The sequence below is a fragment of the Agrobacterium vitis genome, from assembly GCF_013426735.1.
GTDB classification, from domain to species: domain Bacteria; phylum Pseudomonadota; class Alphaproteobacteria; order Rhizobiales; family Rhizobiaceae; genus Allorhizobium; species Allorhizobium vitis_D.
Window position 1 is genome coordinate 95,130 of sequence record NZ_AP023274.1, and the last position, 22,198, is coordinate 117,327.

Annotated in this window: 17 protein-coding genes and 3 pseudogenes; 7 read left to right on the top strand and 13 right to left on the bottom strand. The window is 55.3% G+C overall.

Annotated elements, in window-relative coordinates; all coding sequences use genetic code 11:
* Positions 1 to 9: 9 nt before the first annotated feature.
* Positions 10 to 1,125 carry an ABC transporter ATP-binding protein gene (locus H1Y61_RS22725; protein WP_409364011.1) on the bottom strand — a complete coding sequence of 372 codons (1,116 nt, stop codon included), beginning with the start codon at positions 1,123 to 1,125 and terminating at the stop codon, positions 10 to 12.
* A gap of 625 nt (positions 1,126 to 1,750) precedes the next feature.
* Here H1Y61_RS22725 and H1Y61_RS22730 point away from each other — a divergent pair.
* The 4 genes from H1Y61_RS22730 to H1Y61_RS22745 all read left to right on the top strand — a co-directional run bounded on the left by H1Y61_RS22730 (position 1,751) and on the right by H1Y61_RS22745 (position 5,667).
* A complete protein-coding gene (locus tag H1Y61_RS22730; protein ID WP_180575424.1) occupies positions 1,751 to 2,683 on the top strand; it encodes an ABC transporter substrate-binding protein in 933 nt (310 codons plus the stop codon).
* A 3-nt stretch (positions 2,684 to 2,686) separates the two neighbouring features.
* Positions 2,687 to 3,559: an amino acid ABC transporter permease gene (locus H1Y61_RS22735; RefSeq protein WP_180575425.1), complete on the top strand. Its 873-nt coding sequence runs from the start codon at positions 2,687 to 2,689 to the stop codon at positions 3,557 to 3,559.
* A gap of 80 nt (positions 3,560 to 3,639) precedes the next feature.
* Entirely contained in the window at positions 3,640 to 4,770 is a 1,131-nt protein-coding gene (locus tag H1Y61_RS22740; RefSeq protein ID WP_174113715.1) for a sugar phosphate isomerase/epimerase family protein, read from the top strand.
* 144 nt (positions 4,771 to 4,914) lie between these two features.
* Positions 4,915 to 5,667 (top strand): GntR family transcriptional regulator, encoded by a 753-nt coding sequence (locus tag H1Y61_RS22745; protein ID WP_174113716.1) that lies wholly within the window; start codon positions 4,915 to 4,917, stop codon positions 5,665 to 5,667.
* A gap of 94 nt (positions 5,668 to 5,761) precedes the next feature.
* Here the strand turns inward: H1Y61_RS22745 and H1Y61_RS22750 are convergent, their stop codons facing one another.
* Positions 5,762 to 6,856, bottom strand: a complete 1,095-nt coding sequence (locus H1Y61_RS22750) for a nucleotidyltransferase family protein (RefSeq protein ID WP_180575426.1) — start codon at positions 6,854 to 6,856, stop codon at positions 5,762 to 5,764.
* 232 nt (positions 6,857 to 7,088) lie between these two features.
* On the opposite strand from H1Y61_RS22750, the pseudogene H1Y61_RS22755 reads away from it, so the two are divergent.
* Positions 7,089 to 7,532: pseudogene (locus H1Y61_RS22755) on the top strand (transposase); the annotation flags it as partial.
* Between the two features lie 301 nt (positions 7,533 to 7,833).
* Here the strand turns inward: H1Y61_RS22755 and H1Y61_RS22760 are convergent.
* From H1Y61_RS22760 to H1Y61_RS22800, 9 genes and pseudogenes are all read right to left on the bottom strand, one after another.
* Positions 7,834 to 8,604 (bottom strand): IS6 family transposase, encoded by a 771-nt coding sequence (locus tag H1Y61_RS22760; protein ID WP_235680989.1) that lies wholly within the window; start codon positions 8,602 to 8,604, stop codon positions 7,834 to 7,836.
* Positions 8,605 to 8,668: 64 nt separating this feature from the next.
* A pseudogene (locus H1Y61_RS22765) lies at positions 8,669 to 8,959 on the bottom strand (IS6 family transposase); the annotation flags it as partial.
* Between the two features lie 42 nt (positions 8,960 to 9,001).
* Positions 9,002 to 10,117, bottom strand: coding sequence for an ABC transporter substrate-binding protein (locus H1Y61_RS22770; protein ID WP_180575499.1), 1,116 nt, complete (start codon positions 10,115 to 10,117; stop codon positions 9,002 to 9,004).
* Positions 10,118 to 10,178: 61 nt separating this feature from the next.
* Positions 10,179 to 11,402 carry an MFS transporter gene (locus H1Y61_RS22775; RefSeq protein WP_180575427.1) on the bottom strand — a complete coding sequence of 408 codons (1,224 nt, stop codon included), beginning with the start codon at positions 11,400 to 11,402 and terminating at the stop codon, positions 10,179 to 10,181.
* Positions 11,396 to 13,288: an IucA/IucC family protein gene (locus H1Y61_RS22780; protein WP_180575428.1), complete on the bottom strand. Its 1,893-nt coding sequence runs from the start codon at positions 13,286 to 13,288 to the stop codon at positions 11,396 to 11,398. Before H1Y61_RS22780 ends, H1Y61_RS22775 begins: the two co-directional genes overlap by 7 nt.
* Positions 13,288 to 14,424, bottom strand: a complete 1,137-nt coding sequence (locus H1Y61_RS22785) for an NAD/NADP octopine/nopaline dehydrogenase family protein (protein ID WP_180575429.1) — start codon at positions 14,422 to 14,424, stop codon at positions 13,288 to 13,290. The genes H1Y61_RS22780 and H1Y61_RS22785 overlap by 1 nt, the downstream gene beginning before the upstream one ends.
* Positions 14,421 to 15,431: a PLP-dependent cysteine synthase family protein gene (locus H1Y61_RS22790; protein WP_174113721.1), complete on the bottom strand. Its 1,011-nt coding sequence runs from the start codon at positions 15,429 to 15,431 to the stop codon at positions 14,421 to 14,423. The genes H1Y61_RS22785 and H1Y61_RS22790 overlap by 4 nt, the downstream gene beginning before the upstream one ends.
* Positions 15,404 to 16,801, bottom strand: a complete 1,398-nt coding sequence (locus tag H1Y61_RS22795) for a Y4yA family PLP-dependent enzyme (protein WP_180575430.1) — start codon at positions 16,799 to 16,801, stop codon at positions 15,404 to 15,406. Before H1Y61_RS22795 ends, H1Y61_RS22790 begins: the two co-directional genes overlap by 28 nt.
* Complete coding sequence (locus tag H1Y61_RS22800; protein WP_322790788.1) at positions 16,798 to 17,322, bottom strand: ParB N-terminal domain-containing protein; 525 nt, start codon at positions 17,320 to 17,322, stop codon at positions 16,798 to 16,800. Before H1Y61_RS22800 ends, H1Y61_RS22795 begins: the two co-directional genes overlap by 4 nt.
* 185 nt (positions 17,323 to 17,507) lie before the next feature.
* Here H1Y61_RS22800 and H1Y61_RS22805 point away from each other — a divergent pair, with 185 nt between their 5' ends.
* Complete coding sequence (locus tag H1Y61_RS22805; RefSeq protein WP_180575501.1) at positions 17,508 to 19,658, top strand: TonB-dependent siderophore receptor; 2,151 nt, start codon at positions 17,508 to 17,510, stop codon at positions 19,656 to 19,658.
* A 149-nt stretch (positions 19,659 to 19,807) separates the two neighbouring features.
* Here the strand turns inward: H1Y61_RS22805 and H1Y61_RS22810 are convergent.
* Positions 19,808 to 20,522, bottom strand: a pseudogene (locus tag H1Y61_RS22810) (IS6 family transposase).
* 159 nt (positions 20,523 to 20,681) lie between these two features.
* Between H1Y61_RS22810 and H1Y61_RS22815 the strand changes: the two are divergent.
* Entirely contained in the window at positions 20,682 to 21,734 is a 1,053-nt protein-coding gene (locus tag H1Y61_RS22815; RefSeq protein ID WP_180575431.1) for a substrate-binding domain-containing protein, read from the top strand.
* A gap of 12 nt (positions 21,735 to 21,746) precedes the next feature.
* Here the strand turns inward: H1Y61_RS22815 and H1Y61_RS22820 are convergent, their stop codons facing one another.
* Positions 21,747 to 22,151, bottom strand: coding sequence for a MarR family winged helix-turn-helix transcriptional regulator (locus H1Y61_RS22820; protein ID WP_174113779.1), 405 nt, complete (start codon positions 22,149 to 22,151; stop codon positions 21,747 to 21,749).
* Between the last annotated feature and the right edge of the window lie 47 nt (positions 22,152 to 22,198).

Consider the following 22,198-nt stretch of genomic DNA (forward strand, 5'->3'; position numbering starts at 1 on the left):
TGTTGTTGTTCATTGACTGGATGCTTCCGGTTCGCTCGGAAAGGCGTGACACCTGGCGGTGTCGATCTCGGCAAAGAGTCGGGCTCCCGGCTCGGGAATGAAGGTGGAAGGGCTGCGGACCTGCGACGCGCGAAGGCCTGTCCCATCGTCAAGAAGAAGATCGTGGACCAGCGTCGGCCCAAGTGGCACGGATACGGTCACCCTGGCCGGCAAAGCAAAGTCACTCGGGCTGGCAGACAGGCGGACATCTTCGGGACGGAAGGTCATTGTCACCTTGGAACCGATCGTAAAGTTCAGCCGACGCGGCAGAACAATGTCCTTGCCGTTCACCAGCGCAATGCTGGTTGCCTTTGCATCCAGGCGCTCCACCGTCCCATGCAGCACATTGGCCTGGCCAATGAAGGTGTTGACGAACAGTGACTTCGGGCGGTCATAAACGGCCATGGGCGTGTCGATCTGCTCGACATTGCCCTTGTTCATCAGCACGAGCCGACCGGCGAGGCTCTGGGCTTCTTCCTGGTCATGCGTCACGATCAGCGTCGTGATCCCGAGCGTCTTTTGTAAATGCAGAAGCTCGACCTGCAAATCGAAACGAAGCGCCCGGTCGAGCGCCCCGAACGGTTCGTCGAGCAGCAGAAGCGAGGGGCGTCCGGCAATGGCGCGGGCAACGGCGACGCGCTGCTGCTGGCCGCCGGACAGTTCACGCGGCAGGCGGTTGCCATAGTTCTTCAACTGTACGAGCGAAAGCATTTCCTCAACCCGTTGCCTGCGCTCAGCCCGCGGCACGTGCTGGCAGGCCAGCGGATAAGCGATGTTCTCGGCCACGGTCAGATGCGGAAACAGGGCGTAGTTCTGGAACACCATGCCGATGCCGCGGGACCTCGCGGACACGTTGGCGAGATCCTGGCCACCGAGTTGGATGGCCCCGCTCTTTGGTTGGATCAGCCCGGCGATGGCCCGCAGGACGGTGGACTTGCCGCAGCCGCTTGGTCCGAGAAGCGCGACGATCTCGCCAGCCTCGACCTCAAACGTGATGTCGCTGATCGCGTTCTGCCCACCATAGCTGTGGGTCAGACCTTGGACGCTGAGCTGCTTGCCCTCCCCTGCCTTCGAGGCCTCTGCCATGAATATCCCCTTTGGTTTCGCCGTGCCGTCAAAGCGCTCGGCGCGTGGCGGCACCAGGCGGAGATTTGGTCGGTCGACGATGATGGCTTCTCTTTCGGTCATGGCAGGAGAGCTGCAATCTGCATGCCAGTTTCCAAGATGCACACAATTTATATCGGCAACACAATGTTTTTAAATATATATTTATGCTTTTAATATTTTAGAATAGATAATATAATATTTTACCGAAAGTTTTGTCGAAAATAAAAAATGTGCAACTTTCATCGACGTAGCTCACGCATTAGGCAATACTTGAGGCATAGATTGGGGAGTTTCTGGGGATTTTCCCGATGGAACCGCTGCAGACCATTATCCCAAGCGGATGGGTAAGGCAAAAACAACCTGCAAACGCAGTAACTTAGTCAGGTGACCGTCAATGCATGCCCCGGACCGAGACGGGAGGTGGTTTTTTAATCAGACAACTTTCGAATATTTATGCGTATGTTCGTTCGGATATAGCAAGGGCGTTATCCGCCAAAAATAAGCATTTGAAAACAGTATATTAAGAAACCACTGCCCAGGATGGCACGCCGATTGCATCGATGTTGCGTAAATTCACTTCGACAAAAAGCGACAAGGGGATCACATGCGCAGCTTCAATGAAACTCTCAAAGGCGGCCTGGCCGGCATCGCATTCGCACTGCTCTCGACTTCGGCACACGCCGCAGAAGGTACTGCCATAAAGATGGTGCCGGATGCAGACGTCGCCAAACTGCCCGGCGTCGCGTTCGATCAGACAATTGCGGACCGCCTGACATCGGACATCAAAGATAAGAAGATACTGAAGGTGGCAACCGACCTGACGCCGCCAATCAGCTTCCAGGCAGAGGACGGAAAGCTGATCGGGATCGATGCCGATATCGCCGCGGCACTGGGTGTCATTCTCGGCATTGATGTTCAGATGACCAATGTCGGCGCAGGCGCCGCCATCGTGCCGGCCGTCCTGTCCAAGCGTTTCGACATGACCATTTCCGGCATCAACGACGATGTAGAGCTGGAAAAGCAGGTCGACGTCATCGACTACATGTTCGACGCCACGACGATCATGACCATCAAGGGCAACCCGCTCGGCATCAAGAGCATGGAAGACCTCTGCGGCAAGAAGGTCGCCGTGCCGGTCGGCACGTTCCAGGCGCGCCTGGTGGAAGTCGCATCGGAAAAATGCGCTACGCCGATGAACATCATGTCGATCCCCAAAATGCCTGACGTCCTGCAGGCCGTTCGCACAGGCCGCGCTGATGCAACCGTCAACGGTTATGCGACGAGTGTCTACACAACGGAGAACCAGACCGGCAAGGGTGTCGGCCTGCAAGCGATCCCGGAAGTGCGCCTCGCTGTCGGCTATCTCGGCATGCTGACATCGAAAGACAATCCGGAACTTCGCGATACGGTCATCGCCTCGCTGCAGCACATGGTCGACAGCGGCGCTTACAAGGCGATCATGGAGAAATGGGGGCTCGGGCCACTCGCCGTGACGACCGTCAAGTTCAACGACGCCGCCAGCATGCCGGTGAACTGAGCCATGTCATTGTTTGCTCAACCCGTCAGCATGGCCATCGCACCTCCGGTCGGCAAGCCGATCCGGTGGGGGCAGATCACGTCAGGCACCAGCGTGATCTTCGCGCTGGTTCTCTTCGTCATCACGATTGGACGAAACCAGACTGTTCAGTGGGGCGAGATACCTCGGTATATGGTCGATCCGGTCATCCTCGACGGCGTTGGCCTCACCTTGCAACTGACGGCCGGCGCGATGGTGTCCGGGATCGCCTTTGGCTGCATCGTTGCGATCATGGCGACCAGCCAGAATATCGTCTTTAAAGCTTTTGCCGTCGCCTTCGTCTGGTGGTTCCGCGGCGTGCCGCTCATTGTCCAGATCTTCTTCTGGTTCAACATCGCGCTGTTCATTCCGATGGTGGGCGTCGGCCACTATTCCATCTCGATCAACGAACTCGTCACCCCAGCGCTGGCCGGCTTCCTGGCGCTCGGCTTGCATGAAGCCGCGAACATGAGCGAGATCACTCGCGGCGGATTGACCGCCGTCGATCGTGGCCAGCGCGAGGCGGCCTCGTCACTGGGCTTGCGCCCACTCCAGGCCCTTCGCACCGTCGTCCTGCCCCAGGCTATCCGGCTGATCGTACCGCCGACCGGGAACCAGGCGATCGGCATGCTGAAGGCGAGCGCCATTGTGTCCGTCATCGGCATGCAGGACCTGCTGACCCAGGCGCAGGCGATCTACGCGCGCAACTTCCTCGTCATCGAACTGCTGTGCGTTGCCTCGCTCTGGTACCTCCTCATCACGTCAATCGCATCGATCGGACAGCATTTTCTGGAAAAGCACCTCGCCCCGAAAGGCAGGACCGCCGGTACGCACAAAGGCGCGCCCAAACGCGCCTGACACATCTCCCGTTCAATCCATCAACCAACCAGGATCGCCATTGCAGCGCATCCGATCAGGAAACATCAAAGGAGCAGATCATGAGACTAGGCATTGACGGACAGAAGCTGCCCGAAGCCAGGAAGCGCGGGCCACTCAAAAGCCTGGACCACGTCAAGGAACTCGGCCTCGGCGGTATCTTCTTCAGCACGATCCTCGACATGAGCGAGACGCTGGACAAGGGCGCATTGGCCGAGATCCGCGCCAAGGCAGACAAACTCGGACTTTATCTCGAAGCCGGTGTTGGCAAGATCAATCCCTATTGCAGTGCCGAGGCACCGGAATTCCGGGCCATCGGCGATGGCGACGTTATCATTGGCTTCACCCGCATGATCGAAGCGAGTGCGGCCATCGGCTGCCGCGAGCTCTGGGTATCGCCGGGAAATTTCAAATCGGAATATCGCGGACGCCTGGCCAATGACCGCTTCCGTACCGACGTCACCTGGGACGAACAATTGCTGGCCATCGAAAAGGTACTGTTGAAGCTCGCCCCCGTGGCGCGCGCCAATGGCGTCCATCTCAACATGGAGACCCATGACGAGATCACCTCCTTCGAAATCCTCCGGCTGATCGAAAAGGTGGGTGAGGATTGCATGGGGGTGGTCTTCGACACCGCCAACGGCCTGCAACGGGCAGAACATCCGGTCTTTGCCGCAAAGCGCGTGGCGCCCTATGTCCGCCAGACCCATATCAAGGATGCCTATGTCGGCCATGCCACAGGGGGGCTCGATTTCCAGACCCGGCCGGTCGGCCGGGGCATCGTCGATTTCGCCACGATCATCCCCATCCTTGCCAAGGCCAATCCCGAACTGAACCTTTCCCTTGAAGTCGCCGCCTCCGTGGAGGACAAACCGCGCAAGGCCTATCCTCGCCAATGCATCGAGATCAACGACCCGATCTGGCGAGCCGGCCATCCCGACCTGACCGCGGAAGAACTTGAGGCCTATCTGGCACTGGTGGAAGGGTTCGAGAAGCGTGTTGCCACCGGCGAGATCCCGGACTGGGAGACCTATGAAGCCAGTCAGTATGGATACCCGACCTATGCGCAGCAGTCCTACGGCTACAGTGAAGCGTTAGAGTTTATCAAAACCTCCGCCCGCCACGTCGAAGGGGTCTGCAGAGAGAATGGAATTCCGCTCTCGACGCCTTCCACGAAACAGCGAGCCGCCTGACAGGCAGAGGTTCAACACCGGCTACATATGTCGCCGGTGCTCCTCAAAACATTGGGAAGATCTCGACTTTTGGCGCCAAGCGCATATACGCAGGAATATTCTCATGAAAATAATTAGGTTGCTTGATCTGAGGTGGAAACAGACATGAAGAAGACGACACGACGTCAAGGCGCAAAGACCGCACCGAAGGCAAACGGCCCGGTCGATGCGACCGAGAACGCCCATGACGACGTGACTGAACGCATCCGGATCACGCTCGCCACGGCGATCGGTGAAGGTGCGCTCAAGCCCGGCGTCAAGATCCTTGAGGACGCGATCGCCGACCACTTCGGCGTGAGTCGCACGGTCGTGCGTGGCGCTCTTGGCGTTCTGGAAAGCGACCATCTCCTGGAACGCAAGAAGAACCGCGGCACCTTCGTTGCCGAACCTGGCATCGAAGAGGCCAAGGCCTTGTTCGAGGCTCGTCGCAAGCTCGAGCACGTCATCCTGGAACTTGTCCTGGACCACGCGACCGCCGATCAGTTGGACGCACTTGAAAAACTGACCGACGAGGAAGAACACATCCATTACCATGGTGATGAGAAGTCGAAGACGGTGCTGTCAGGCAAGTTCCATGTCGTTCTGGCAGAGCTCGGTGGCAATGCCGTCCTGACGGAGGTGTTGTCGAAGATCGTCGCGCGCCTCTCGCTTGTCATGTCGCTCTACGAGGAGGAGCGGAAAGACGACTGCGGGGCTGATCACCACCGCCAGATTGTCGGCGCACTGAAAGCCAAGGACCTGCCAAAAGCGCAGCAGTTGATGGATCACCATTTGGCCGACATCGAGGGGCGCGTTCGGCTGACCGAGGGACAGGGCGATCGGCACACGTTCCTGGCCGTCTTAGAGAATTTTTCCTAACCAGTGGTCTTGAACGGTATCGAACTCTCGGCACTCTATTTGTCTTTGCTACTTCGAATTAAATCAACTGCTTTGCCTGCAAAGCGTGTACCGCCTATTCGCCAAACGGAAGCTCAATGTCTTCGCGGTTTTTCTTAGCGCCCTCGCTCAGGATCGTTTTGAACCGCTCGGCATCCGGTGCCGGCAGCATCCCTGCCCCGGTTCGAATACCTTCTTGCCACGCGGGCCCGCGCTCCCATGCTTCGTTGTAGACGAGTGCCAAGTCAGCCGATCGCCGTGTTTGCTGCAGGGCCTCAAAGAGCAGCGCAGCTTGACGAACGTCCTTCTCTCGCTTTGCCGACCCCTGCCCGTCAGTGTGCCGACGGCTGGCGACTATGAGCTTGTGGACCGCATACCGAGACGGATCGGGGACGACGACTGGGATGCCGCTTCGGTGGAGCAATATTGTCCTGACGGGCTCTCTAATAAGAAAGTCGAGAAAGCGTAGTGGGTCCGCGCTGGCGCCGCCAAGAGCAGGCATCTTCGCGGGCTGGTCGGTGAAGTCGTTCGAACCGCGGTTCGACGTCAGGAATTCGACCCTGTGGCCGTCGGCATTCTGAAATGCCGACGAGGCCGCGGATCCCGATCTATGAGGAACTGGCCTGAAGCTGGCGTCGACGCCCTGCAGCAACTCCACGATCGGAGGCAGACTGTCTTCAACCTCCCGACTGATGGCATAGTCCTGGGCGATGTCGGCATCGCCGGTCAGGATTGCAGCCATGGGAAGGCGTACGCCCAGCAATCCTGAATAACATTGGAAGGCCACCGTACCGATGAGAATACCGCGGAGTCGAAAGAGACCACCATCGGCAAGAGCTTCGACGATATCGCCCGACATAGCGTCGGGGGCGATCATCCCGCCTTCACGGGTCAGGGTATTTACTAAGCGCCTGCGAGCGCGTAAATCGTTCTTGTCCCGCTTATGATCAGCTACGCGTTGCGCGATATCCGGATCGTCAGCAGGACCTACGTAACGACGCTTCGTGCCACCGTGTCCATCTGGGATGTCGAAGTACCAATATTTGCGCCCCTTAATGTTGGCAGGGGTGAACCGACCGTCTGGAGGGAAATCGGCCGTCCAAGCGGCGTCTAGCGAGCGCTGACCTAGCTCGGCGAGCATAGTCTGATACATGAGGTCGATGGACTTCATAAGCTCAACTCCGAAGTTATACTGTTTTTCAAAAACAGTATAACGATCGAGAGGATAGGCAGCAAGATGGGATGCTAGCTCTATCACCTTGAAGGGATGTGAACCTTCGACCCCTTGTTTTCCTCTAAGCAGGATCGACAGTCTCAACAGACCGTCACACTTCGTGCGTCTGGTCTTGGAATGGCTTCACCGACAAGCAGACCGACAGAATTTCTGCTTCCTGTTCACCGATAAACTTGATGCCGAGATCGCACACAGAGCCAGGGAGAATGAAGTGGCGCGGCGCCTGATGACGGTTCCGGGCATCGGCCCACTGATTGCCACGGCGATCGCAGTCCTGGCTCCGCCGCCGCAGACTTTCCGTAAAGCACGCGACTTTGCAGCCTGGCTTGGCCTGACACCCCGGCAGCATTCCACCGGCGGCAAGCAACGGCTCGGGTCAACGACGAAGATGGGCGAGCGCTCTCTACGACGCCTGCTGATCATCGGGGCCAATAGTGTCATCATAAAGCGGCGCGTCCATGCCGAAGCGCGACCCGGCACTTGGTTGGGCGCAATGCTGACGCGCAAGCCGCCACTGCTGGTGCGGGTCGCACTGGCAAACAAAATGGCGCGGATCGTCTGGGCTTTGATGGTTCGAGGCGGCGTCTACCAGTCTCCGGCCGCAGCAGCGTAAGCGTCTTCGGTCGCGAGGGCGTCGGAGCAAAAGAGGGCAAGGAGTCGTTTGGCGCAACGGTCGTGAGACGGGATCGGGACAACCAGCTTGCAACAGAGTGCCTTTGAGCACGCGGCTCTGATGTGGACCCGATCTGCAAACACCATACGGGCCCGCGGCATGTTGATCGCCGCATCACAGGCCGGATACATGTCAGCACCCGACAACGCGTCAAAACAGGCTAAAATACCCTCTTGCGCATGGGGCGGTTATACATGTTGCAAAGATTTCAAATAGCAACGAAATTCACTAATGTACTTCGTCAAGCGGCCTGACTTTCGAGATTCTGGGCGAGCAGTGCCACGGCTTCAGTGAGAGCGCCCGGTCCGATACCAAAAGTCCGTTCAACGATGCGAGCTTCACCACGGATATCGCCGGTCAGGTTGAAAATCGCAGCCTGCCCCTTGCGTAAAGCCCGCATCACCTCGAATCCCTTGATCGTCGCATATGCCGTTTTCAGCGTCTTGAATCCTCTCACAGGTCTGATCAGCTGTTTCAGCTTACCATGATCGGCCTCGACAACGTTGTTCAGATACTTGACCTGCCGATGGACCAACTCTTTTGGGCATTTGCCATCGGCCTTCAGTTCTGCGATCGCGATCCCATAGGTTGGTGCCTTGTCGGTGTTGATGACCGTTGGCTTTTCCCAATCTTTCAGGCTGTTCAGCGCCTTGCCCAGGAATCTCTTGGCCGCTTTGGCATTGCGGGTCGGCGATAGATAGAAATCAATCGTGTTGCCGAACTTATCGACGGCCCGGTAAAGATAGGTCCACTTGCCGCGAACCTTCACATAGGTTTCGTCAACCCGCCAGCTCGTTGATTGGGGGCCGCCGCCAGTGCCAACGCCGCCGCTTCTCGATTTCCGGGGCATATTTCTGGACCCAGCGATAAATCGTGGAATGTGATCAACGGCGACGCCCCTTTCAGCCATCATCTGTTCAAGATCGCGGTAGCTCACCCCATAGCGGCAATACCAGCGAACTGCCCACAAGATCACCTCGCCCTGAAAATGACGCCACTTGAAATCGCTCATCAAAAGTCTCGCTGAAAACTATCTCCCCTATTTCCAGCACAAACGGAATCTTTGCGACAGAGCCGTATTTCCGGCCTTTGATGGTTACCACCATCTCATCGAGGTGCCATTTATCGGCAAAGCCGCCCTTTGAGCGCCGGCGAAGCAACGCAGCAAACTCGGAGCCAAATTTGGCGGCCCATTCCGATACTGTCTGGAACGAAACGTCAATACCGCGTTCGGCCAGCAAATCCTCGACATGCCGCAGGCTCAATGGAAACCGGAAGTACAGCTAAACCGCGTGAGCGATAATCTCGGCTGGAAAGCGGTGACGTTTGTAACGATAGGAGGCGAAGGTAGACGAAGAAATGTTCATGCCCACTGCTCTATCGTACAAAACTTAAGGCGAAACTGCCTCTCAGGGCGCAAGGCTTATACTATAGCCTGACTTGTATTCGATTGGCAGAAAAAGGCGATGATATTCCCTGAATGTCTCGTCTGGATCGAGATCGGCGAACAAATCCGGATGAAGCCATTTTGCGATTTGTTGTATGGCGATGAATTCATAAGGGCTGTTGTAGAACTGATGCCATATGCCATGGAAACTGCGGTTTTTGACCGCTTTGGTGCCAACATAGGCATTTCTTGTCGTGAACCATTCCAGTTTTCGTTCGGCTTCCTGTCTGTTGGCACCCGGCCCCAGGGGTATCCAGTGTCCACCCGGAACATAAGCTTCCCAATTGGCGCTCGTGACCACAACCTGATCCGGGTCGGCAGCAATCACCTGTTCCGGGTTCAATTGTCCGAAGGTTCCGGGAAGAAAATCACCGCCGATATTGTGCCCGCCGGCGATTTCGACATAGCGACCAAAATTCTCATTGCCAAAGGTGAGGCAGCAATCATCCGCATAACCGCCAATCCGCTCGACAAAGACATTCGGTCGTGCGGGCTTTTTTTGTTCGATCACATCCGTCACTTGCGACAATGCCTTTTTCCTGAAGGCAATAATTTCCTCGGCGCGCTTTTCACGTCCCATGATCTCGCCCAAAAGGCGGATTGTTGGTTCGGTATTGTGAAGGGGTTGATGCCGGAAATCGATATAAAGAACCGGTATTCCCAGTGATGCCAGCTTTTCGATATATTCGGACTCTTTGCTGGCGCGCTGGGTTTCGAGATTCAAAAGCACAACATCAGGCTTTTGAACAATGGCAGACTCAAGATCAATCAGACCTGCTTCCTTGCCGCCAAAGGTTGGCAGTTGGGCCAGTTTCGGAAACTTCGCGACATATTGGGCATAGGTTGCGGGGTCGGCTTCAATGAGGTCATTTTTCCATCCTGCCAGAAACGCCAGAGGATTCTCGGACTCCAATGACGCGACAAGATAGAGCTGCCGCCCTTCGCCCAACAACATGCGATGGACAGGAACAGGCAATGACACCTGCCGACCAGCAATATCTGTCACGGTGATATGACGCGGCGTTGTTGCTGCACTGGATGTTTGAGCCGCGGGCTCTTGTGCCAAAGCAGATGGCATCTGAGCTGCAAGGCACGACAGCAGAGCTACAAAGAATGTGATGGCTGGCTTTATCACAGTTTTATCCTATGCGGTTGGGTAAGGGGCCGCTTTTGAGCAAGAGCGACAGGCCGATAAAAAATGACAGGATGTAACACGCCGATACGAGGGGAAATGCGGCGTCCGCACCCCGAAGCTGCATTGATCCAACACCGGCTGCTATTCCCAAAATGGAAGCGATTTGCTGCCAGCTTTGCACACGGCCCAAAATTTCACCTTGCCGGTTGAAGGATGTGGCCTGGGAAAGGCGGGAGGTAAGAACCGGTGTAGTGCCACCAAGTAAAATGCCCCAGAGAAAGTACAATCCGGCAAAGACGGGAACGAGGGTTGTGTAGCCCGCTATCAACGTGATGCTGGCGCAGGCCAGAGCGATCGCGGTGTTTACCGCCAACACAAAGCCAAGGCTGCGCATTTTGAACAGACGCGCCCAGAGGGGGGCGCCAATCACAAAACCAAACGCCATGAGCCCGTAGCTGAGGCCAATAATCCAGTGGTTGGCTCCGAAAGCTTGGGTCATGTAGAGCGAAAACGGCACTTGCAGCACCATTCGGCTGGCCAACAATACGCAAATCAAAACCAGCAACCCGACGACTGGTGCAGAACTTTCTGGATGGCCCGGGGTGAGCGCGCTTGAAGCGGAGCGCGGTGCATTCTGTCTGATGGGCGGGATGGGCAATGTTGCCCAGGCAACAAGGGCACATAGACCACATACGGCCCCGGCCGTGATATTAACGGCCGCGAATGGCATTGCATCCAGAATGAGACCACCCGCAAATGCGCCGCCCAGCGAACCAACATTGGTCGCCACCTGCAACCAGGCGAACAGACTGGCGCGATCACGCCCGCTATTGACCTGCACGGCATAGGCTTGCGCGGGCGCAATATAGCCGGCGAAAGCCCCCTGTAAGAACCGCAGAAACAGGATGACCCAGACATCTTGGGCAAGCGCAATCAGAAGCTGGGTGATCGCCAACCCCGCCAAGGCCCGAACCATCATCAAGCGATTGCCATAGCGGTCACCCATACGCCCCCAGAATGCGCTGGTGAGGGAAATGCCAAGCATGGGGCAAATATAAACCCCGATACTTGCCAATCCGAACGCCGTATCCGACGGGCTGAGTACCCTGATCTGCAGCGGCCAGAAAGGACCGCTCATTTCCATGGCTCCCATGGAAATGAACTGGAGCGCAAACAGCAGCAGAAACACAGGCGTGCTTGCCCTGAGCATGGCAAAAGCGTTCAGCATTCACGGCCGACCAGAGGATTGGGCAGCTCATGCTCCACCCGATAGTCGCTATATCGCTGGAGATGCATGGTGAGAACCGACCGGGTGGGCCATTTTTTTTCAAGCAGGGCATCTCGTTCTTCTTGCCAGAACGTGTCCGAAGACACACGGGGCCGCAATGTTTCAAACGCCTCTTGCGTTACCTCTTTGATCACTGTCCAGAGCCTATCATTGCCGATGCTATAGTGCTGGGTCAGGCACAGAGCAATTTCATGCAGATGGCATATAAAGCAGGCGTCGATCAAAAACGAGCGAACCAGCCCGATGTCATCGTCAAAGGTGGTGGGCAAAATCCCAGCACGCTGAAAGGGTTTGAGGTGATAGCCACGCTGTTTGAGCAGAGGCGCAAAGCTGCGGCCATCACCAAAATCCCGAATGATCAGCTTTTCCGCAGAACCGGAAGGATCAAACACGATGGTGGTGTTTTGCTGATGGGCCTCAAAAGCGATTCCATAAAGAAGATACATCGCCAACGCAGGCCGAACCACCACCTCAACATACCGGCGGAAAAAGCCGACAACGCTTGCCTGTTCCTCATTGCCGTAACGGGCAATCAGCTCGCAGATCAATGGTCGTCCATCCTTGGGACTTGCACTTAGAAGTGCGGCGACCGTCACCGCATAGCGTCCATCCTCGCGCTTTAAAGGCTGGGCGTTGCGATAGACCACCGACAAAAATCGCCCGCGATGCTCATCGCCGGTATCGGGATCGTGCAGAATGGCTCCCAATTCTTCGGTGAAGATTTCCAATTGTGCGGCCATGTCCGGTTCATTGGCCAGAATATCGGTGATTAACGTGGAAAGCCGAGGCCCCATGTGAATGGATTTGGCCTGCAAGCTGCGCTGCTCGCTGGTGAGCCAGATGGCAACCGGCAACTTGATGAAAGGGCGCAACGTTTCATCGTCCGGTAACATGGTCCGAAATGACATGGATGGCGAGGTGTCAATGTCTGGCCCGTCCAACAGCAAGATGCCAGAGGCGATTTCCTGTCCAAATTCGCGGCGGACAAAATGCTCGAGGTGCCATCCGTGGATGGGCAAAGGAATCCAGTCTTGCGCTGATTTGCCCTGTGCGCTCAGATGGTCTTTCCACGCGGCAAACAATTCGGGAAACTGGGCAGAAAACCAGTCATTGTAATCAGTCACATGCGGCATTTTTTCCACATAGGCCCAACCCCGACGCAAGGCCGCAATCCGGACCGGCACCTTGGCCCCGAATTCAGGCGAAAGGGCAACAACCTCTTCGGGCTGCAAACTCGGTTTTGCCTTCCATGTCGGATAGAACGGATGACCTTCGAGCGCACCCCACTGGTCAATCAGCATTGCCGCCAGATGTGCAGGCAAATGACCGTAGAGATAGCCCAGAAAATCCACCGCACCGGATTGTTTGATCTTCTCATTCAGGCTCGCAGCCCAGACCTGCCGGTGTCGGCGGGCCAGCATATCATTGTTGATGCTGTCGGCGATATCGCGCATCAAAACCTCAAGCCCATCAGGGGTCGGAGAGATGGACAACGAAGCGAACACTTCCCGCAGCAAAGCATCGGGATGGTCAATCCGGGCATGGCCGCCGTCGGCGTCGAGAATTTCAATCTCGCCACGGTTTTGCAAGGTGCCAGCGGGTGCCGCATGCAAATGTTTAAAATGCAGCACACGGCGCGTGTTCCACAGCGGCAACCAGGCTTGATGCTTGTCACGCGACCAGAGCAACGCTTCAGGAGCCAGAAGACGTTCTGCAAACAGGCAGCGAACAAGGCGGCTGATTGCATTGGCAACGGCAAAATCCCGCAACGGCTGGTCATCGGTCTGCGCGTGGATGTCAAACAAAGGCGAAAGCAAATGGGTCATCAGGCAGCCTCCAGCCAATCATCAGGAACCGGGCTTAATCCATCCGGCAAAGCACCATGATAGTGGCGCGCCCACGTGTAGGTTTTCGAGATGGTTGGAATCGGTACCGCCAGCCGCTGTGCGATCTTGACCAGCAATGCCTGCCCGCATGCAACATCCTCATGAAAGGCACGGCTTTCCAGATCGATCAACCAGCCTTGACCATGATGATTGGGGATCAGCGGCAATTGAATTCCCGCATAGGCGCTGTTTGTTCTGAGCAGGGAATACATCGTTTGACTATCGGCAATCTGATCGCCATAGGCTTCAATCAGTTCCTGCCGCAAAGGTTTGACGGAGCTGAGATCAAGACCGGTTCGGGTCGCAATCGCCTGACATATGGCCTGATTTTCGGCATCGAACATTTCCAGCAAGCGCGCCCCTTCCTCAGGGCAATCACTCCACCAGCACAGCGGCTCGGAGAACGGTTTACGCTCCCAGGCAGCGCCCGGCCCCAGCAGGCCATAGAGCATCGCTGGATGCATCAGCGCATTGCCGGGTGTCAGGGTGATTTCCAGATAGTCCTGCAAAAGGGTTACAGGCGCATTGTAAAGCGCGGTCAGCATTGTTTGCAGGGCCTTGGCACTTTGGGCGGATTCCCGCCGATGAAGGCCAGCAAACAAATGGGCTTTAGCACCGCCCATGCGAACGCTCTGTCCGGCAACAAGGTCGTAGGCGATATGCGGCACATCCTTCAAACCCCAGATGACCACATTGTCCCTTGCGCCTAAGTGATCGGCAGCGAGCCAGTCAAAACCGCAAAAGCCCGGAATAGCTCCCACGAAAACCTGCTTGGTGCTGGAGATACTGCCTGCGATCCGCTGCAAAACAGCGGATCTGGCATGGGCTGGCTGGGTAATGACAATCAGATCAACATCCCCAACCGCCTCATCGGGGTTGTTGCCAACGTAATCTGGGCGCCCGGACATACCCTGACCATCCGGCAAAAAAGCCTGCCATGGAGCAGGATTTCCAGCCCAATTGGCGGCAAGAGTGTCATTCTCCGTCAAAACGGAGAGATGGACCTGCGGATTTTGCTTAAAAAGCACGGCATTCAAATGCCCGGTGCGGCCTGCGCCGCAAATGGCGACCCTCATGCCGCACCTGCCAAGCCATTGAACCAACCATCCAATTGAGCTGCGATTGCCGGATTGAGAAGCCCGCGCTTTTCCATCCACTCATCGTCAAACACGGATGCCAGGTATTTTTCACCCCCATCTGCGACGGCTGTAACAATTGTGCCGCTCAATTTGCCGGATGCGATGAATTCGAGAGCTTTGTAAATTGTACCCCCGGTTGATCCACCAACGAGAATACCTTTGCGTCGGGCAATATAGCGTGCCGTTTCAAATGCTTGCGTATCGGTGACCTGAACACCTTCATCAATGCAGCTATAATCCAGAACCTTGCCGACTTCATCGCCTGCGGGCGTACCTGTGCCAGATTGGTAATAGGAATGCCCCGGCTTACCAAAAACAATGGAACCAGCAGGCTCAACCGCAATTGTCTTGATGGCGGGATTGAGGCGCTTGAGGCGCTGGGATATGCCCGTCATCGACCCACCCGTACCCACGCAACCAACAAAGGCATCCAATCCATCAGGCAGTTGTGCCATCAACTCATCCACAAATCCGGCATAGCCGTCAGGATTGGCGGGATTGTCGGACTGGTTCATGAACAGTGCACCAGGCAGTTGCGCGCCGAGCTGGGCGGCCAGTCTCTGCCTTTCAACGACGGCCACTTCATCTTCGCGATAGTCGCCTTCAACATAGCGAATTTCGGCACCCAAGGCCCGCATCATCCGGATTTTATCCGGCGCGGCGTGATGATCCACGACCGCGATAAAGCGAAGACCAAACTCCAGCGCCGCAAGAGCCAGACCTGTGCCCGTGTTGCCTGATGAGGATTCAACGATCGTGCCGCCACGCGGCAGGCGCCCATCCGCCAAGGCCGCAACCACCATGCTGCGCGCCATGCGGTCTTTCATTGAGCCGCCAGGATTGTTCTTCTCCATTTTGAGCAAAAGTTTTGCATTGCTTGTTGCCAGATCAAGCGCGATCAGGGGGGTCTGGCCAATCAATTGCGTGACGGTTGTATAGAGCATAGTACCTCCTCACAGGTATCCGGAATAAGTTCGGACAGTCCATCTGCGGTCCTCCTGACACATAAGCGGATTGGCATGGGGTGGCGGTGAAACTGGTTTTCCATCAGATCCATCTGATAGCCGCCGGTATTGACATAGATGAGCAAATCACCAGCTTGCGGGGTAATCGGAAAGTCGAGCCAGCGGTTGGAGACAATATCTTCATCAAGGCAGCTATGTCCGGCAAGATAGGCGCGCACAGGAGTGGTGCGTGCAGCTTCCGGCCCGTGCGGCACCACAATGGGATCGATCAGAAATTCTGATGCGAACCATGTTTCGCATGCACTGAAGCTGCTGCCCTCCACAAAAATTGCTGCTGACTGCGCACCCAGTGCCTTCACTCTCGTCACTCTGAAAGCCGTGATTGCAGTCTGATCCGCAAGGGCCCGCCCCGGCTCCATCCCCAGCGTAAGATTTTCTTGACGGAAATATGTTGCGACATCGCGCCCGTCCTGCATTTTGGATTGCAACAGGTGAGTTAACCACTCCGTTGCGCAAACAGGTCCTCCATAGGGATAAAAAGACTGTGGCAGATGGTTGGTGCGATAATCCTGCGCCGTTTGCGCCTCCAGAAAGGCGGCGTAGGTCGGGTGATCGACATATTGCACCGGCAAACCACCACCAATATCGATCATGCGAGGAGAAAGCCCCATGCCGCGCGCTTTGGCAATGAGATCAGCGGCTTCATTCAATGCTTCGATGCGCGTCTCGACGCTATAACCACTCAGGTGGAAATGGATTCCATCAAATCGTAGGGCTGGGGTGCCTGCCAAACGATGCAGGCACGAAACAACGTCTTGAGCATCCATGCCGAAGCGGCTTTGCCCTTGATTTTGGGGCCTTAATCTCAAAAGCACGGGCTGAGGGTCACCGGCGCTTGGCAATTCCTTCAAAATATCATCGAATTCCTCAACAGAATCGATGGAAATCAGGGCCTTGCAGGCCATCAAGGCTCTATGAAATGTCGATGTTTTGGCAGGACCGGTCGCAACAATATCGGCACCCTTTGCACCCAATGCCAAGGCATCCTGCAACTCGTACAGGCTGGAGACATCAACGCCTCCTTCAGCCTGAAGGGCAGCTCCCATAAGATTCACAGACTTGTTGACCTTCACACCATAATAAATTCTGCATGGAACTTGACTGCCGCTCAATATGGCCTGCAAAGCCAGAAGATTATCGGCCAGCAGATCAGGCCAGATCAAATGGAGCGGCGAGCCAAATCTGTTGAATCCTTCCCGCAACTGTTCATGCTTGTTTTCAATAAAATCTGCGACCTCGTCATGAATCAGGGGCGTCAGAGTGTGAGATTGCTTGGAGCCAAGTCTCATGACAGCACCGCCCTGCCGCCTTGCATCGCCGAATCCATGGTAGCCACAATTCCGGCTAATACCGCGAGCGGTACATCACATACCGGGTAATCATCCGCGAAGACGTGACGTGTCGTTTTGATCGGAAATTTTTTGCCGGACCGCGCCATGGCAAAAATATCGTCTGGTGTAATGCATTCCTCAGGCCGCCAACTCGTGACAGACACACGCTCATAATCCAGGAGGACAACAGGAATGACAGCGAGATTGAGCTGCCTTGCGACCTCAAGCCGGTGATGCCCATCCATCACCAGAAACTGAGTGCGCTCGACCGCAATAGGGCGTGTCCAGATCTGCTGACGTAAAATGGTTTGGCGCAAATTCTCAACAACGCTTTGATCGACTTCTTCAGTGTCGACAAGTTTTTTGGGAGAGGAAAAATGATATGGCATAAAATACAGCCCTTCGGTGAAAATCGCTATTTCCAAAAATATGACTACATAAATCATGTTTAACATGTAGCGTTTATTTCCAGATGTCAATTTACAATCCTAAAAAAATATCCAGTATAAACAGATGGATAAAAGATATCTGGCTATTTCATTCGCGATGAAAATAAAATCTTGACTCTTAATGTCATGTTCAATACCCAGCTGCTTGGGCGTGTATTTTAAAGAGCATAGTTCACGGCAACCTTGCCGGTTCTGCTGAGGGGGATGCTGACATGATGGGTTTGAAAAGTGGCGTTGCCATGGGTGCAATTCTGGCTGCTCTCGGCACTGTTGCGCAGGCAGAAGAGGACACGGTTCTCAAGCCAATTGTTGTTGAGGGACAATCCTCATCGCCCAACGCAACCATAGGCAAACAGAGCGAACCTTATGCAGGGGGCATGGTCACCGGTAGTGCTCGATTGGGCAGTCTGGGCAACCGCAGTTTCATGGATATGCCTTTCAGCACCAGCGGATATACTGCAAAAGTCATAGAGGATAAGGGAGCATCAACGGTTGGTGATGTGATGGAGAGCGATGCATCGGTGCGCAATACGCATCCGTCTGGCGGCATTGTCGACTCTTTCTATATCCGTGGCTTTCCCATCGGTGACGGCAATTTTGGTGAAATTGCGTTTGATGGCGTGTTCGGCGTCGCACCAAACTATCGCGTTTTTACCGATTATGCGGAATCCGTAGAAGTCCTGAAAGGGCCAACCTCCTTCCTCTATGGCATTTCTCCCAATGGTGGTGTGGGCGGAACCATCAATATTGTTCCAAAGCGTGCTCTGGATACGGACCTGACCCGTGTCACCACCAGCTATGAATCGGATCTTCAGGTTGGAACCCATGTGGATATCAGCCGCCGCTATGGCAGTGAACGGCAATTTGGCGTCCGGCTGAATGGCAGCGTTCAAGGTGGTGATGGCACTATTGACGATCTTTCTCGTTTTGCCTATGTCGGTGCGGTTGCGCTGGACTACGAAGGAGAAAATCTGCGCGCAACGCTCGATGTCATCAATCAATATGAACATTATGACGCGCCACAGCGTCCATTCTATCCCACAGCCGGCATTAAACTGCCGAGTGCACCGGACAATCGTCTGAATGTGCAGGAGTCCTGGGAATGGTCAGCAACCCGGGAGTTTTCAACACTGGGGCGCGTTGAATATGACCTCAGCGATGACGTGACCGTGTTTGGTGCCGTCGGTGGTGGGAAGTCAAACGTCGAGCGTCTGTTTGGCACGCCCACAATCACGGACTCTGCCGGCAATGTCAGCATCGTACCGCAGCATTATATTTTTGATGTGCAGAGACGAACCGCAGAAATCGGCACTCGCGGACAGTTCGACACCGGCATCATCGAGCACTCCGTGACATTGCAGGCCAATTATATGCTGCAATGGCTGTCGCGAGGCTCCAATTCCGGTACGGCCCAAACCACCAATCTGTATAATCCGGTTGATCGTGAGGAGCAATTTGTTGCCAAGCCGTCCAGCGTACCGAAAGTAACGGAAAGCGAATTCTACGGTGTGGCTTTATCCGATACAATGTCCATATGGGATGAGCGGGCGCAATTGATGGTTGGCGGGCGCTTTCAACACATCGATTCCGAAAACTACAGCTCGACAACTGGCGCTGTAACATCCTCTTCCGACGCGAGCGCAATAACACCCATGGTTGGTGTCGTGGTTAAGCCGTGGGAAAATGTATCGCTATATGCAAACTATGCGGAAGGGTTGAGCATCGGGGAAACGGCTCCGACAAACGCCGTAAACGCAGGCGAAACCCTCAGCCCCTATAAATCAAAGCAATATGAAGTGGGAACCAAGATAGACACCGGTCCGGTGACGCTCACCGCCAGTCTTTTCCAGATCGAAAAGCCGTTTGGTGTTTTGGAGACGCGTGGCAGCGATCTGGTTTTCGAACGCGGTGGCGAACAGCGTAACCGGGGTCTTGAACTTTCAGCGTTCGGCGAGTTGACCGACACCGTGAGACTGCTTGGCGGCGTTACGTTCATGCGGGGCGAGTTGACGAAAACCAACAATGCCTCGACGCAAGGCAATGACCCCATTGGCGTGCCAAAAGTCCTCGTAAACCTCGGTGCAGAATGGGACACCCCATTCCTGAGCGGCTTCACCCTGACGGGCAACGTCATCCACACCGGCAAACAATATGCCGATACAGCCAATATCCAAAAACTACCGGCATGGACACGTCTTGATCTCGGCGCGCGCTACAAGACAACGATCAAGGAGCGACCCGTTACCTTCCGTGCCGAAGTCGAAAACGTCTTCAACAAGAATTACTGGTCAGGTGTCGCAAGCTTTGGCACTGTGACACAAGGGGCCCCATTAACCGTTAAAATATCGATGACAACCGATTTTTAAGTCTCGTTAACCACTGATGTATCGTTTGCGAGTCAGCGCCTTTCGAAGAGGCGTTGTCTTCGTCTATGGGGCTTGACTGTCGATTTCCACTTGGGCCGGCACTGTAAACTTATCGCCTTGAACGCAACATCTTGGCGTGAGGAATTAGTTCATGCGGCGTGAAGGCGCGCGATTTGGTGCCATGCTTGCATGGCTGCTGTTCGCAGTTCGCGATGGTGGGCGGATGGGATATCGTGTCGGGGAACGTTAAAGAGGTTGGCGATGGGGTCATGGATGGAAACGAAACGCTGAAGATGTCGTGCTGACTTGAAGCGCTTCATGATCCTCTCCCGTCGTCGGACGGGCTGATGAGAGTTTTCCGACCGATTGTTCGATCCCTTGTGAGAACGATGCTCAACGCCGGGCATGACCTCCCGCTTTGCTGCACCATAGGATCGTAGTTTGTCGGTAATCATCACACGCAGCGCACGGCCTTGGGCTTTCAGGAGCTTGCGCATCAAACGTTTTGCCGCCTTGGCATTGCGGCGGTTTTGCACCAGCACGTCGAGAACAAAGCCATCCTGATCAACGGCGCGCCAAAGCCAGTGTTTCCTTCCACCGATGGTGATGACAACCTCATCGAGATGCCATTTGTCCCCGAGCCTGCCGGCGGATCTTGCGGATATCGTTGGCAAAATGTCTACCGAATTTCTCCGCCCAGAGCCGCACGCTTTGATGAGAGACGATGATGCCACGCGCTGCCAGCAGATCCTCGACCATCCGCAGGCTAAGCGGAAACCGGAAATACAGCCAAACTGCATGGGCAATCACCTCGGCGGGAAATCGGTGGCGACGATAAAGAGGATCACGGCTGGATCTGGTCATGCAGCCAGATCCCATATTTTGATCGATGTCCGGTTAACGTTACGATGCCCAAAAGACCACTCCGACGTAGAAGACCACGATTGAAAGCATCGCTCAGTTTGACGATGTACAAGTGTCACAGATCTGTTACTTTTACTTGGAATTGAGGCTGTGGCGAAGATGACGCGAAAAATTCTAAAAATCGGTATTCTCATTCCTCGCAGCGGACCGGCAGGAATCTGGGCGCCGTCTTGCGAAGCCAGCGCCATTCTCGCAGCCTCGGAGATAAACGCGACGGGAGGTCTCCTTGGTCGCGACATCGAACTTATCGTGCGCGATGCAGGCTCTACCGACCGCAGCGCAGTCGAGGCGGCTGCCAGTGCCGTCAGCCTCGATCTGGTGGAAGCCGTTGTCGCCATGGTGCCAAGCTCTGCCCGTCAACCAATCCGCCATGTCGTGCAGGGGCGCATTCCATTCGTCTACACACCGCAATTCGAAGGCGAAGAATATCACCCTGGCATTATTACAATCGGGGAAACGGCAGCAGAACTGCTCAACCCGGCTATTGAGTGGCTCGTCCAGGAAAAGAATGCCTCACGATTTTTTCTGCTGGGCAATGACTACATTTGGCCGCAGCGCTCTATGGCTGAGGCGAGGCGGTTGATTTCCGGCAGCGGAGGACGGGTGGTTGGTGAGACTGAAGTGCCCTTCGGCCTTGAAGATCAGGATTTCATTCTATCGAAAATCCGGCAGGCGCGCCCACATGTGGTGATGTCCTGGCTGCTGGGCCACGAAGCCGTCGTTTTCAACCGCGCATTCGCCGAATCCGGGCTGGCCAGTGGTATTCTGCGCTTCAGCACATCAATTGACGAAACTGTACTTTATGGCATCGGAGCCGATCATACCGAGAATCTCTATGTCTCGTCAGGCTATTTTTCGGGTGTTCGATCCCGCAACAACGATGCATTTCTGGAAAAGTATCACCAGTATTTTGGCATGTGCCCTGCGCCACCCAATGCTTTTGGTGAATCTCTTTATGAGGGAGTCCATTGTCTTGGAAGCCTGGCAAAGGCGGCCGGTAGCATTCACTCGCAGGATCTAGTGAGCAAGATGGGACGTTCAAGCCAGACCAGGACTGCGCGCGGCTTTGATCCTGAAGTCGCCACTGGCAACCGGCATCCGATTCACATTGCCGCCGTGGATGGTTTTGATTTTCGCATTATCACCGATTAGAACGGCGTGACTTTAGTTCATCAGACCACGCAGAATATCGGCAAGCTGATCTGCTTTTCGCTCGGACAAGCGGCTCACAAGGCTCTGCTGTTGCGCATCATGGAGGATTTCCAGCCGCTCATAGAGCGCTTTGCCCTTGCTTGCCATGCATATCAGCACTTTTCGCCGATCATCCGGATCGGGTGCGCGAAAAACGAGCGCTTCAGTCACCATCCGGTCGATGACTTTTGTCAGCGACGCAGGGTCAATCAACACGGCATTGGCAAGATCACGCATGGGACGACAATCGGACGCTGCCAAAGCAGTCAATATTCGAAAATGCTCGATCACTACACCCTGTGGCTTCAGAACATCACTCAACTCTTCTTCAAGCTGACGATTAATGCTTGCAATGAGATAAGCAAGCTGATCCTGCATTGTAGGGTTGCTCGGCACGGCAAGAATCCAATCGTCTCGTATCAATG

Bases quoted from the DNA above. Each gene is read 5' to 3' on its own strand.
- H1Y61_RS22725 (WP_409364011.1), bottom strand. From the start codon at position 1,125: ATGGCAGAGGCCTCGAAGGCAGGGGAGGGCAAGCAGCTCAGCGTCCAA.
- H1Y61_RS22730 (WP_180575424.1), top strand. From the start codon at position 1,751: ATGCGCAGCTTCAATGAAACTCTCAAAGGCGGCCTGGCCGGCATCGCA.
- H1Y61_RS22735 (WP_180575425.1), top strand. From the start codon at position 2,687: ATGTCATTGTTTGCTCAACCCGTCAGCATGGCCATCGCACCTCCGGTC.
- H1Y61_RS22740 (WP_174113715.1), top strand. From the start codon at position 3,640: ATGAGACTAGGCATTGACGGACAGAAGCTGCCCGAAGCCAGGAAGCGC.
- H1Y61_RS22745 (WP_174113716.1), top strand. From the start codon at position 4,915: ATGAAGAAGACGACACGACGTCAAGGCGCAAAGACCGCACCGAAGGCA.
- H1Y61_RS22750 (WP_180575426.1), bottom strand. From the start codon at position 6,856: ATGAAGTCCATCGACCTCATGTATCAGACTATGCTCGCCGAGCTAGGT.
- H1Y61_RS22760 (WP_235680989.1), bottom strand. From the start codon at position 8,604: ATGAGCGATTTCAAGTGGCGTCATTTTCAGGGCGAGGTGATCTTGTGG.
- H1Y61_RS22770 (WP_180575499.1), bottom strand. From the start codon at position 10,117: ATGCCATCTGCTTTGGCACAAGAGCCCGCGGCTCAAACATCCAGTGCA.
- H1Y61_RS22775 (WP_180575427.1), bottom strand. From the start codon at position 11,402: ATGCTGAACGCTTTTGCCATGCTCAGGGCAAGCACGCCTGTGTTTCTG.
- H1Y61_RS22780 (WP_180575428.1), bottom strand. From the start codon at position 13,288: ATGACCCATTTGCTTTCGCCTTTGTTTGACATCCACGCGCAGACCGAT.
- H1Y61_RS22785 (WP_180575429.1), bottom strand. From the start codon at position 14,424: ATGAGGGTCGCCATTTGCGGCGCAGGCCGCACCGGGCATTTGAATGCC.
- H1Y61_RS22790 (WP_174113721.1), bottom strand. From the start codon at position 15,431: ATGCTCTATACAACCGTCACGCAATTGATTGGCCAGACCCCCCTGATC.
- H1Y61_RS22795 (WP_180575430.1), bottom strand. From the start codon at position 16,801: ATGAGACTTGGCTCCAAGCAATCTCACACTCTGACGCCCCTGATTCAT.
- H1Y61_RS22805 (WP_180575501.1), top strand. From the start codon at position 17,508: ATGGGTTTGAAAAGTGGCGTTGCCATGGGTGCAATTCTGGCTGCTCTC.
- H1Y61_RS22815 (WP_180575431.1), top strand. From the start codon at position 20,682: ATGACGCGAAAAATTCTAAAAATCGGTATTCTCATTCCTCGCAGCGGA.
- H1Y61_RS22820 (WP_174113779.1), bottom strand. From the start codon at position 22,151: ATGCAGGATCAGCTTGCTTATCTCATTGCAAGCATTAATCGTCAGCTT.